7 protein-coding genes are annotated in these 13053 nt (G+C 71.3%); 4 read left to right on the top strand and 3 right to left on the bottom strand.

All coding sequences use genetic code 11. The features are described from left to right. Together OEB96_RS40275 and OEB96_RS40280 are read right to left on the bottom strand one after the other, a co-directional pair. Window positions 1-1562 (bottom strand): hypothetical protein (locus OEB96_RS40275; RefSeq protein WP_266222243.1); only part of this gene is annotated, 1562 nt, incomplete at its 3' end. Window positions 1563-1737: 175 nt separating this feature from the next. Further along, complete coding sequence (locus OEB96_RS40280) at window positions 1738-4296, bottom strand: zinc-ribbon domain-containing protein (RefSeq protein WP_266222244.1); 2559 nt, start codon at window positions 4294-4296, stop codon at window positions 1738-1740. 231 nt (window positions 4297-4527) lie between these two features. On the opposite strand from OEB96_RS40280, the gene nth reads away from it, so the two are divergent. From nth to OEB96_RS40300, 4 genes are all read left to right on the top strand, one after another. Further along, window positions 4528-5178, top strand: coding sequence for an endonuclease III (nth, locus tag OEB96_RS40285; protein ID WP_266222245.1), 651 nt, complete (start codon window positions 4528-4530; stop codon window positions 5176-5178). Window positions 5179-5604: 426 nt separating this feature from the next. Next, window positions 5605-7776 (top strand): type II secretion system secretin GspD, encoded by a 2172-nt coding sequence (gspD, locus tag OEB96_RS40290; RefSeq protein WP_266222246.1) that lies wholly within the window; start codon window positions 5605-5607, stop codon window positions 7774-7776. A gap of 79 nt (window positions 7777-7855) precedes the next feature. Continuing rightward, window positions 7856-8575 (top strand): glutathione S-transferase N-terminal domain-containing protein, encoded by a 720-nt coding sequence (locus OEB96_RS40295; RefSeq protein WP_266222247.1) that lies wholly within the window; start codon window positions 7856-7858, stop codon window positions 8573-8575. A gap of 18 nt (window positions 8576-8593) precedes the next feature. Further along, a complete protein-coding gene (locus tag OEB96_RS40300) occupies window positions 8594-11020 on the top strand; it encodes a serine/threonine-protein kinase (RefSeq protein ID WP_266222248.1) in 2427 nt (808 codons plus the stop codon). Window positions 11021-11063: 43 nt separating this feature from the next. On the opposite strand, the gene dnaK is transcribed toward OEB96_RS40300, so the two are convergent. Beyond that, window positions 11064-12959 carry a molecular chaperone DnaK gene (dnaK, locus tag OEB96_RS40305; protein WP_266222249.1) on the bottom strand — a complete coding sequence of 632 codons (1896 nt, stop codon included), beginning with the start codon at window positions 12957-12959 and terminating at the stop codon, window positions 11064-11066. Window positions 12960-13053: the final 94 nt, after the last annotated feature.

A 13053-nucleotide genomic window follows, 5' to 3' on the forward strand; every position in this document is an offset into this window, starting at 1 on the left:
CACAGGTCGCCGCAGTCGGGGGTGAATTTTGCGGTGATGCCACCGCCCGTGAAGAGGTCGACGATGTGGCCGAACTCGTGGGCGAAGGTGCTCGGGCTGGTCCCTTCGCCGGGGAGGATCATGCTGCCGGTCGTCTCCTGGTTGGAGGCACCTGCTGGAACGTGCACGAGTTCCGGAAACGCGAAGGCGTCCGGCTTCCCTGCCTTGTATCCCGACGCTTCCGCGCAGGCCACCCCCAAGAACGAACAGTCGGCCGAGCTCGTGTTCGAGAACACCAGCACCCGCGGTGAATACGTCCCCGGCGGCGTGTTGCTCGGGTACATCCCGTTCGAGTACACCAGATTCGCCGAGTGCCAGCGTTTGGACCCCGTCACCGGGTCGGTCATGAAGGCGTCGATGAAGTCGTACCAGCTCTGCACCAGGTGATAGGCCGACTGGGCGGCGAGCTCCGGCTCGGTGTTCTCGGCGAAGGTACCGGTGGGTTCGAGCACACGCGCGGCGTGGGCGACCAGACTCTGGCCCTTCATCGACTCCCCGCCGAGCGCCAGCAGCACCACCCGCTCCGTTGCGAGCTGGATCTCCAGCGTCGCGTCCTCCACCGATCCCAACAGCGCCGTCCCGGTCGTCAGCACGTCCAGGTCGGTGTACTCCGGCGACACGAAATCGCCGCCGCCGTCCACCGTGCGCACCGTGATCCCCTGCGTGTCCGGGAGCCCGGACACGGCCAGCTCTCGCAAGCTCCATAGCGGCTGCACCGCCCCCGGGAACGTCGGATCCGCGTCCACGATCACCCGCGCCAGCATCGACCCCTGGGGTCGTCGCACGAAGCCCGCCCAGCCGATCGCCTGCGTCATGGGCATCGCCACGGGCGTGGCGTGTACGACCTCCAGCGCTTGTGCGGATGCCTCGTTCAGTTGCGCGCCCGCGTGGACCTTCATCGAGTGGATCGCCTTGGCGGCATGGACCCGGGCCTCCGCGTGCTCGTACGGCGTGCGCCCATCGATGATCGCGCCCGTGATCGACACTGCTCCCTCCGGTCCGTAGACCAGCGTCACGATCCCATCCGGCGCCAGCACCGGGATCCCGCGGTACGTCTGCGAGAAGCGAAGGATCGTCAGCGCTCCGGCCGACGAGCGAAAGTCGCTCATGCGGTGGAGCTCGAGATCATCCGCCGTCAGCCCCGCCGAGAGACCGAGATCCGCGGGATGCTCGACGATCCACGCCTCGAAATCCGCCTGGATCGCCTCGTCGGGATCATCGGCCGAGGCGGGATACAAGACGGCGTTGCGAGCGGCGAGGCCGTACGTGCTGCCGTCGGAGTGGCAGGTACGATCGATCCCACACTCGAGCGGCGGCAAACCAGGTAGCGCGAACGAACACGGTAGATCGCACGCCGCTCCGGTAAACGGCCCATCGCAGGCGGGCAGCGGTGTTCCATCGCAGCCCTGGCTCGCCCGCTCGAGCCCATCGACCACGAAGCCAAGCCGCTCGGCCGCTGCATTCGTCGGCTCTTCACTGCGCTCCCGCTCCTCGGTCACACATCCGCCGAGTCCGCCGAGCATCCACACGATCATCATTGCAGATCGAGCATCACCCACATTTCCGAGCTGACACCCCGACGAACCCGCGCAAGATGGAGTCGTCGATTTCGATCAATTCGGATCGCGCCGGCCGCAGCGCCTGCCCTGCCCGTGCTCACTGGCCGCGGCGGAACGAACCCGCCTACCCACTGCCCGCCTACCCCGGGTGCACCTCGAACTGCGTGTGCCCGATCAACACCAGCCCCCCAAAGGCCACGCACTGCCCGGCCCGCACGCGCACGTACGTGCCGTTGGAGCTGCCCAGATCCTCCAAATACACCGCGTGTCCCTCGCGAACGAAGCGGCAGTGATCGCCCGAGACGAACGTGTCGGTGGGGAACACCACGTCGCCCTCCTCGCGCCCGAGGATGATCTCGTTGCTGGTCAGCACCACCGACTCGGGCACGGACGAGTCGTGCCGTGCGAGCGTGAGCTGCCCCCAGCTCCCGTCCGCTCCGTTGAAGCGCTGGAGCGCGAGGCGGGCCTGCCCGACCTTGAACTCGTCGCCATCGTCCACCGCGATGGTGTCGAAGATCTGCGAGTACACCCCGTAGGGCTGACCGAAGTCGTCGACCACGATCCCTCCGGGGCCGGGGAACAGGCGCGCGTGCAAGGGCTGCATGCGCCGATCCTCGGCCCACGGCGTGCCGGGCTGCCGGCCCACGTCGAGGTAGGTGTTGGGCTCGATGCGAACCTCGGCCACCGCTTCGCCCCGCGGTCCCAGCATCACCAGCAGCACCGGGAGCACGGGCACCGGGGCGGCCGTCTGGCCATACGGCGCGGGCGGAACCGGATTGCGGGAGACCACGGTGCTCTCGTTGGTCGCTTGCCCCGGCGCGTCCACGTCCTCGGGCGGAAGACCCATCGAGAGATCGGGCATGTCGTCGAGCCCGAGGTCGGCCACGTTGAACGTGCCCGAGACCTCGGCCGCCTCGGCCGCGTCGCGGTCGGGCACCAGCATGCCGGGCTCGGGCGACGGCTCGCCGCCAGCCCCGTCGTACGGCTCCTCGGCACCGAACGACGACAGCGCGCTGGCATCGATGTCGGTGAGCGTGGGCTCCTCGAGATCGAAGGTCATCCCGCCCCCCAGCGTGGGCGGATCTTCATGATCGTAGGCGAGTCCCGCGAGCGTGGACGCACGGTCGGCATCGAACGAGACCCCGGCGAGCGTGGGCTCCTCGCGCTCGATCACGTAGCCACCGGGCGGCAGGGTGGTGCTGCGCTCGTCGTCGTCGAGATGGTCGGTGCCCGGCGCCAGGGTGGTGCTGCGCCGGTCGTCGACCAGCTCGAAGCCCGGCGGCAAGGTACCCCCGCGCTCCACGAGCGAGCGTGGCTCGAGCGGCCCCGGCAACGCGCCCGGCGCAGGCGCGGTCGGCCGAGGGCTCGGCGTCATCAGGGTGCGATCGACGAACTCGTCGTCCTCCGGCTCGACGTCGTCCGACGAGCCGAGGTCGATGTCGAGATCGAAGCGATCGACCAGGGTGAGATCGGTCATCGAATCGCCGGGATCCGGCTCGTCGAGCTCGTCGAGCTCGTCGAGCTCGCCGGGCTCCATGCCCAGGAGCTCGTCGGAGGTGTCGAGCGGAGCAGACTCGGGCGCGCCGGCCCGCCGGGAGGGGCCGTCGGACTCGACCGGCGCGGCGGCGGGAAAGCGGCCCCGAGGCGGGGCCTTGCCCGCAGGTGAGCCTCCGGGGCCGATGCCGAGCTCGACCGCCAGCGCCTCGACGTCGGGATGCCCGGGATGCTTGCGCCGCAGGGCTTCGAACTCGGCCAGGACCCCGGTGTCGACCCCCTGGAGCGCCGAGAAGCGCACCTCGGCGATCTCGTCGGTGAGGTCCGGCCAGCCCTTGGGCGCAGCCAGCAGCGCCGCGGCCTCGCCCGGGCTCGGGCTCGGCAACGGGGCCTTGGACGGGCCGGCGGCTCCGGGCGCGCGACCCAACGGCGGACGGCGGCCCACGCCCTCGGGACGGATCGCGCTGGACGGCGCAGCCTCACCGGGCGCGGCTCGCCTCACCCCCAACCCAGCGCCTTGCGGGTTGCGAGGCCCCGCGGGCATGGGCGGCGGACCCGGAAGCGCGCGCTCGGGCAGCCCCTGGCGGGGCAGCTTCTGATGCGTATCGACCTTGGGGCCCGGCACGGGGCGAGCGGGCAGGCCTGCCTTGCGCAGGGTCGTGGGCGGCGGCGGAATGGCCGAGGGCTTGGGGCCTGGACCCGCGCCGGGCCCTGCACCGACCGCCCCTTCGGCCTTGCGCAGCGATGGTCCCTGCTTGGAGTAGACGCCGACCGGAGCCACCGGGCCTCGGCCGAGCCGCTCGGCCAGCGTGCGCGCCGAAGCGACCTTGGCCGGCTCGGTTCGAAGATGCTCGCGCGACTTGGGCCCGGGAGTCGCGATCACCGGCACCTGCTCGAGCTGCGGACGCGACATGGTCGCCTCGTCCTCTTCTTCCACGTCCAGGATCTCCGTGGGAAGCGCGAGCGCATCGGGTGCGGGGTCGGGCGCGAGATCGGGTGCAGGGTTGGCTGCGGGATCGGGCGCGAGGTCGGCGAGCGGATCGGGGGTGCCGCAGTTGCCACAGAACCGAGCATCGAGGGGCAGCGGAGCGCCGCACTCCCGGCACGGACCCTCGGTCTCGGGATCCGCCACGAGCGGACTACCGCAGCTGGCGCAGAACTTGGCCTCCGCCGGGTTGGCCGTCTGGCAGCTCCAGCAGATCACGACGAGGCCTCCGATGGGGTGGAGCCGCCGGGCTCGAGTGAAGCCGTGAGGCGAGGAGCGGGCACGGGTGCGAGAGCATACCGTGACCGGCGACCCAAGTGGATCCCGCCCCCCGGGCCAATGCTCCCACGCCGCCGGCCTCGCCTCACACACGGGCGCCGGGACGATTGGCGCCGTTCGCTGGCCTCCAGGGGGTGACGTGGCCACCGCTTTCGTGGCAGACCGGGGCCGATGCGACGGGCCGAGCGAGCGGAGCGAATCGGCAGGATCCTGGACGAACTCTACCCCGAGACCCCGATTCCGCTGGACCACCGCGACCCCTTCACCTTGCTGGTGGCCGTGATGCTGAGCGCGCAGACCACCGACAAGAAGGTCAACGAGGTCACGCCCGGCCTGTTCGCGAAGGCGTCCACCCCGGGGCGGCTGGCCGAGCTCCCGGTGACGACCATCGCCCAGCTCATTCGCGAGATCGGGCTGGCCCCCACCAAGGCCAAGAACCTCCAGGCCATGGCCACGCTGCTGCTCGAGCGCCACGACGGCGAGGTTCCGGCCGACTTCGAGGCGCTCGAGGCCTTGCCGGGCGTCGGACACAAGACCGCGTCCGTGGTGATGTCGCAGGCGTTCGGCGTTCCCGCGTTCCCGGTCGACACCCACATCCATCGGCTCGCGGCGCGCTGGCGGCTCTCCGACGGCAGCACGGTCGTCAAGACCGAGCACGACCTCCAGCGGGTGTTCCCGCGCGACACGTGGAACCGGCGCCACCTGCAGATCATCTTCTTCGGTCGCGAGCACTGTCCCGCACGCGGACACGATCCGACGCGGTGTCCCATCTGCAGCTGGGCGGCGAGCAAGAAGCGGATCCGCGAAGAAGCCCGGCGCTGACGTGCATGCCGACCGTGCCCTCGCGGCTCGGCCTCGGCCCGCAGGACACGATGTCATGACGAGACGTCAGGCGGGACTCGTCGCCTCCGTCGCGATGGCGGGCGCGATCGAGGCTCGGCGGCGAGCCTGCGCCGCAAGTCTGCGAGATGGCTGCCACGGTCGCTCCGGCGCGCCCGTTGCTACGGCCTCGATCGCATGAGCGAGCCATCATCGTCCCGATCCTCGTGGCCTCGTCCCTTGCGTCGCCGTGGCGCGTCGTCGGAGCGCTGGGCTCGACGCGGGACCGCGCCCCGGCGCCCGCCCCCACGACCGCGACGCAGCCGCCCCTGGTGGCGGCTGCCATGGTGGGTGCTGGTGCTGGCGCTCGGCTGGTCCGGCTCGTGGTCCGCGACCGCGCGCGCCGCCCCGCCACCACCGGACGCACCGATGAGCGAGGACCCGAGCCCGAGCGCCGAGCTCCCCGCGATCGGCCCTCACGACAGCTGTCGAGAGCAGCCGCTCACGTCCCGCTTTCGCATCACGCTCGAGCGCGAGGCTCGCCTCACCGACCTCGTGCGCTGGATGAGCAGCGTCACCTGCCGCAAGTTCATCTGGGGCACGGGCATCCGCGACGGCAAGGTCACCGTGATCGCTCCCGAGGCCGTCACCATGCAGCAGGCCCATGCGGCCTTCCACGCCGCGCTCGAGACCATGGGCCTGACCGTCGAGCAGACCGGCGACTACTACAAGGTCGTCGAGTCCAAGGACGCCACCCGACGCGTGCTCCCCGTGTACGAGCCCGGCCAGGACGCCCCCGTGCACGATCGCTTCGTCACCCAGCTCTACCGACCCCGCCACGACGGACGCGTCGACGAGGTGCTCGCGGTGGTCGAGCACCTCAAGGGCGAGCGCGGCACGGTCGCCGCGGTCGGCGACCTGGTGATCATCACCGACACGGGAAGCAGCGTGGCCCGCCTGATGAAGGTGATCGAAGAGGTCGACCTCCCGGATCCGACCGAGGCCGACGCGATCTTCCTGCACCCGCTGCGGCACGCCGAGCCCGAGGAGCTCGTCCGGATCGTGCAGGAGACCTTCGGCCGCGCCCAGGCGGCCGCGGCCCCCAACAAGGGCACCAGGGGCTCCGCCGCGAGCACCGGGCCCGGCGACGCCGCCGAGCCCCGCATCACCGCGATCACGGCGGACGAGCGCACGCGCACGCTGGTGATCACCGCCCCCCGCGACGGCTTCCCCGTGGTGCGACGGCTGATCGAGCGCCTCGACGTCGAGGTCCCCGACGACGGCGGCACCCTGTTCGTGCTGCCGCTGCGCCACGCCGACCCCGAGGACGTGGCCGCGGTGCTCGCCAGCCTGCCCACCAGCAGCCGCGGCCAGGCCCACAGTGGGGGCAGCGCCGCCGCCAGCGGCCAGCCTCCTCGCTCGAGCCCCTCGATGTCCGGCGTGTCGATCGGCGGCGAGATCCACGTCACCGCCGATCCAGCCACGCGCTCGCTGGTGATCATGGCCTCGCACCGCGACTTCCTGTCGCTGCGGCGCGTGGTCGAGGCGCTCGACCGCGAGCGGCGGCAGGTCTACATCGAGGCCTACATCCTCGAGCTGTCGGCCAAGCACGGCGTGGGCACCGACGTCTCCGCCCACTACGGCGGCTCGACCGACGGCGGCGGGCTCGGCTTCGTGTCGAGCTCGCCCGGCGATCTCCGCTCGACGGTGCTCGACACCAGCGTGCTCACCGGGCTCGCGGCGGGCGTGCTGGGCCCGGGCATCATCGGCTCGGGCGAGTTCCTGGGCACCGGCGTGGATCTCCCCGCCTTCGGCGTGATGATCCAGGCGCTCGAGCAGCACGAGGACGTCAACATCGTGTCCGACCCGCACATGTACACCGCCGACAACAAGACCGCGCGCATGGAGATCGGCAAGAAGATCCCCGTGCCCACCGGCACCAACACCTTCAGCGGCACCGGGACGCTCGGCTCCCAGACCCAGACCACCTACAGCCGCGAGGACGTCGCGCTCAAGCTCGAGATCACCCCCCACGTCGGCGAGGGCGGAGCCCTGTCGCTCGACATCCACATCGAGAACCAGGAAGTGATCGAAGGCGAGCAGAGCGCGGGCGGACCCACCACCACCAAGCGTCTGCTCGAGCTCGAAGAGGTGGTGGCTCGCGACGGCCAGCCGGTGGTGCTCGGGGGCCTGGTGCAGGAGAAGGAGACGATCACCACGCGCCAGCTCCCCGGCCTCGGCTCGATCCCCGTGCTCGGCTGGCTGTTCAAGCAGCGCAAGCGCAGCCGCGACAAGGTCAACCTCCTGGTCGTGCTGGTCCCGCACGTGCTCGAGTCGCCCGATGACGCCCGCCGGATCCACGAGCGTCGGCTGGCCGAGCGCCGTGAATTCCTCGAGCGCCAGACCGCGTTCGAGCGCAGGGACCTCGACGTCCACGTCGACTATCGGCACAAGGCGGGGCTGCTGGCCACGGTCGAGGCCGAGGGGCGCCGCATGAACGAGGAGGCGGCATTCCACCTCGACGCCCAGAGCGAGCTGGGGCGCGACGTGGCGGAGCGGATCGCCCCGGACGGCAGCGTGGAGCTGACCGCGGGTCCGTGACCTTTCGCGCGTCGGAGCACCCGACCAACGTAACCGCCAACGCCGCCGTACCGTAGGGACTCGTCCGAGACTTTCCCCGATGCCCCTCCCGCGCCCCGTCGACGTCACCTCCTCCTGGACGGCCTCCGTGCTGCGCCTGGGCCTGGGCCTGACGGCCTCCCATGCCGGCCCGCGTCCCGAGCGACCCATCGAGATCTACGAGTTCGAGGCCTGTCCCTTCTGCCGCAAGGTCCGTGAGGCCCTGACCATGCTCGACCTGCGGGCCACGATCTACCCGTGCCCCAAGGGCGGCCCCACCTATCGCCCCCAGGTGACCGCCAAGGGCCGAACCCAGTTCCCGTACATGGTCGACCCCAACACCGGCGAGGAGATGTTCGAGTCGGCCGACATCATCGAGTACCTCTATCGGCACTACGGCAATCGCTCCGCGCCATGGTGGCTGCGCTCGGACGTCTCGGTGCCGCTGGGCTCGGTGGCCAGCGTGGTGCGCGGGGTCCGAGGCATGCGCTACCGGCCCGCGCGGGCCCCCGAGCAGCCGTTGCTGCTCTACTCCTTCGAGGCCTCGCCGTTTTGTCGCATCGTTCGCGAGGCGCTGTGCGAGCTCGAGCTGCCCTACCAGCTGGTCAACGTGGGCAAGGGCAGCCAGGAGCGCCGGGCCTTTCGCGAGCGCTCGGGTCGCATGATGGTGCCGTGGCTCTCCGATCCGAACACCGGCCGCGAGATGTTCGAGTCGGCCGACATCGTCCGGTATCTCGATCAGACCTACGGCGACGGCACCCCGAAGGGGCCGCCAGCATAGTAGGCTCTCGCCCCGAACGTGGTCGGCAAGCCGCACGAGATCGAGACCCTCGCCGAGGGCGAGTCGGTGCCCAGGGCCCAGCCGGACGCCGAGCCGGAGCCCGCGCCCGGCGACCTGTTCGCCGACCGCTACCGCATCGAGCGTCGCATCGGGCGCGGGTCCATGGGCACGGTGCTCGCAGCCCATGACACGGTCGTGGACGAGCGGGTCGCCCTCAAGCTGCTCGTGGCCAGCAGCGCGCATGCACTCGAGCGCTTCCGGCGAGAGGTTCGGCTGGCTCGCAAGGTCACCCATCGCAATGCCGCCCGCACCTTCGACCTGGGCGAGCACCAAAGCCGCAGCTTCATCACCATGGAGCTGGTCGACGGCGAGAGCCTGCGCCAGCAGCTCGATCGACGGCCCGTCCTCTCCGTCCGCGACACGGTCGACCTCGCGCTCCAGCTGTGCTGGGGCCTCGACGCCGCGCACGAGGTGGGCGTGGTCCATCGCGATCTCAAGCCGGGCAACGTGTTGGTCGAGCCCGGGGGCCGGGCCGTGATCACCGACTTCGGGGTGGCGTTCTCGACGGTGGCTCCGCCGGCCGCCGGATCGGGTGCCGACGCCACCCTCGATCCGAACCGCCAGACCGTCGAGCGCGCCCCGATGTCCGGCACGCCCGCCTACATGGCACCCGAGCAGGTGCTGGGCTTGGCCCAGGACGGCCGCACCGATCTCTTCGCCCTGGGGGTCATGCTGTTCGAGATGCTGACCGGGCAGGTCCCGTGGACGGGCGACGGCCCGATCGAGGTGGCGATGGCTCGAATGATGGGCACGCCGCCCGATCCCCGCACCCGGGCCAAGCTCCCCGACTCGCTGGCCGAGCTGGTGCTGCAGTGCCTCGCCCGCGAGCCCGACCATCGACCTCCGAGCGCCGCCGCGGTGGCCGAGCGACTCGAGACGCTGCGCACCCGCATCCAGGACGAACCCGGCGGTGCTGCTTCCGGCGAGGCCAGCTCGAGCACGGGTACGTTGTTCGCCTCCACCGCGATCGGCAAGCACACCCTGGCGGTGATGCCGTTTCGCTACCACGGCCCCCCGGACGAGGCGTACCTCGCCGACGCGCTGACCGACGAGCTCATCGATCTGCTCGCCATGACCCGCGGGCTGCGGGTCTCCGCCAGCGGGGCCACCCAGCGCTACCGCGATGAACGAGATGCCCGCACGATGGGCCGCGCCCTCGGGGTCGGATCGGTCATCGACGGCACGGTGCAGCGCAGCGGCCCCGAGGTCCGCATCGTGGCGCGGCTCGTCGAGGTCGACACCGGGTTCCAGCGCTGGAGCGAGCGCTTCGCGGGTCCCCTCGAGGACGTGTTCGAGCTGCAGGACCGCATGGCCAAGCGGGTGGCCGAGGCCCTGCGGGTGGAGCTGTCGCTGCACGACGGCACCAGGGCCTCCGGCGAGGCGATCGAGCAGTACCTGCGAGGGCGTGCCATGGCGCGCGACCCCGACGTGACCGGAGCCGCGCTCGAGCTGGCCATCGCGTGCTTCGAACGCGCCCACGCCGCGTCCCCCTCCTTCGTATTGCCGCTCGCAGCGATCGCCGATGCCACCGTGCGGCGCTGGTTCGTGGCGCGAACCCCCGACGGAGAGCACTGGGCCAAGGCTGCCCGCACCGCGGTCGCGCGCGCCCTCGACGGTGCTCCCCACGTGGCCGAGACCCACGAGGCGGCGGCCCGGCTCGAGGTCAACCGCGGCAATTTCCGCGCGGCCGCACAGCACCTCGACAGCGCGCTGCGGATCGCCCCCACCTGTGCCGCGGCGCACGAGTACCTGGGCCTGCTGCAGTGCGACGGCGGCCGCTCGCGCGAGGGGGTGCAGCACCTGCGGCTGGCCCAGGAGCTCGACCCCACGATCGGCTTGGGCGGCGGCACCTCGATGCTGCGCTACCACGCGCTGCGCGGCGACTACGACCGCTTCGACGAGCTACTCGAGCGCATGCGAGCCAGCCCCATCGTGCCGCGCTTCGTGATCAACCTGTTCGAGGTTCGCGTGGCCCTGTGGAGGGGCGATCTCCAGCGAGCCCGCGCCGTGCGGTGGCCCGAGAGCCTCCCCGGCCAGGCCCAGCTCGTGTTCGAGCCCTGCCGCATGGTGCTCGACGACACCGTCACGAACGAGGCGCTGTCGGCCACGCTCGACGTCGCCTGCGGCCAGGCGGCCAGCCCCCGGCTGCGCACCACGTGGCGACAGCTGGCGGTGGAGCTGCTGGCCTGGCGCGGAGCCACGGCCCTCGCGCTGCGAGCCCTCGCCCTCGCCGACGAGGACGGCCTGCTCGTCGACGCCGACTGGCTCGAGCGCTGCCCCGTGTTGGAGCCGCTCGCGACCGAGCCCGAGTTCGTGGAGATCCGCGAGCGCGTGCGGCAGCGGGCCGACGACATCTGGCGCGTGGCGCCGGGACAGGTCCGGTAGGGGCGATGCCGGGGCGCGTGGCCCCGACATCGCCCCGCCCTCCTCAGCTCGCCTTCTCCTCGAACTCGGCGTCGATCACCCCGTCGTCGGGATGCGCATTGGCGGCCCCGGCCTCGGGCGCGCTCGCCTCCGGCGGGCCGTACATCCCCTCGGCCGCCGCGTGCGATGCCCTGGTCAGCCGCTCGTACGCCGCCTTCACCCTGGCGTCGTCGTGGCTGTCGAGCGCCGCCTTGGCCTGGACGAGCGCCGTCCGCAGATCGTCGCTCGCGGCGGCGCCCAGGCGCCCCGCGACCTCGCCCTGCAGCAGCGCCTCGGTCTGCAGCACCAGGGCCTCGAGCCCATTGCGGCGCTCGACCTCGGCCCGGCGCCGCTCGTCGTCGGCCTCGTGGCGCTTGGCGTCCTCGACCATCCGCTGGATCTCGGCCTCCGAGAGCCCCGAGCCGGCCGTGATCCTGACCGTCTGCTCCTTGCCGGTGGCCTCGTCCCTCGCCGACACGTTGACGATACCGTTGGCGTCGATGTCGAACGCGACCTCGATCTGCGGGGTGCCGCGCGGCGCCGGTGCAATCCCCTCGAGGCCGAACTTGGCCAGCGTGCGGTTGTCACCCGCCATCTTGCGCTCGCCCTGCAGCACGTGCACCTCCACCGAGGGCTGATCGTCGGCCGCGGTGGTGAACACCTCGGACCTGCGCGTGGGGATGGTGGTGTTGCGCGGGATGAGCACCGTCATCACGCCGCCGAGCGTCTCGATGCCCAGCGACAGCGGGGTCACGTCGACCAGCAGCATGTCGGTGACCTCGCCCGCGAGCACGCCGCCCTGGACCGCGGCCCCCAGGCCCACCACCTCGTCGGGGTTGACGGAGCGGTTGGGCGCCCGGCCGAAGAACGCCTCGACCTTGCGCTGCACCAGCGGCACGCGGGTGGACCCGCCCACCAGCAGCACCTCGTCGATCCGACTCAGGGTCTTGCCCGCATCGGCGAGCACCTGCTTGCAAGGCCCGAGCGTGCGCTCGACCAGGTCCTCCACCAGCGACTCGAACTTGGCCCGCGACAGCTTGACCTGCATGTGCTTGGGCCCGGTGGCATCGGCGGTGAGGAACGGCAGGTTGATCTCGGTCTCCGAGACCTGCGATAGCTCGATCTTGGCCTTCTCGGCCGCGTCCTTGAGCCGCTGCAGGACCAGCCCGTCCTTCGAGACGTCGAGGCCGGTGTCGGCCTCGAACGTCTGCAACAGCCACTGGATCACGCGATCGTCGAAGTCGTCGCCGCCCAGGTGCGTGTCGCCCCCGGTCGCGATCACCTCGACCACGTCGCCGCTGATCTCGAGCAGCGAGATGTCGAACGTGCCGCCGCCGAGGTCGTAGACGGCCACGATTCGCTCGCGATCGTCCTTGGCCTGCTCGCGGGCGAACGCCAGCGCCGCCGCGGTGGGCTCGTTGACGATGCGCTCGACCTCGAGCCCCGCGATGCGCCCGGCGTCCTTGGTGGCCTGGCGCTGCGCGTCGTTGAAGTAGGCCGGCACCGTGATCACCGCCTTCTTCACGGGCTCGCCCAGGTGGTCCTCGGCTGCCTTCTTGAGCTTGGCCAGCACCTTGGCGCTGATCTCCGCCGGCGAGAGCTGCTTGCCCTGGACCTCGAACACCACACCGCCGGACTTGCCCTTGGTCACCGTGTAGGGCACCCGCTTGGCGTCGTCGCCGATCTCGTCGAAGCGGCGCCCGATGAAGCGCTTGGCCGAGAAGATCGTGTTCTTGGGGTTCGTGATCGCCTGCCGTCGCGCCTGCTGCCCCACGAGCACGTTGCCGCTGGGCTCGTACGCGACCACCGAGGGCGTGGTCCGCCCGCCTTCTTCGTTTGCAATGACCTTGGGCTCCGCGCCCTCCATCACACTGACGACCGAGTTGGTCGTACCCAGGTCGATGCCGATGATCCTCGCCATCGCGCCGCCTCCTTCGCCTGGCCAGCCCGGCCAGCGGCCCACCGTGGTGGGTGGTTGCTCTCGAGCCTCGCGCCCGCACCCGCCGGGATTGGGG

The organism is Paraliomyxa miuraensis, assembly GCF_026337845.1.
Taxonomy (GTDB): Bacteria; Myxococcota_A; Polyangia; order Nannocystales; family Nannocystaceae; genus Paraliomyxa; species Paraliomyxa miuraensis.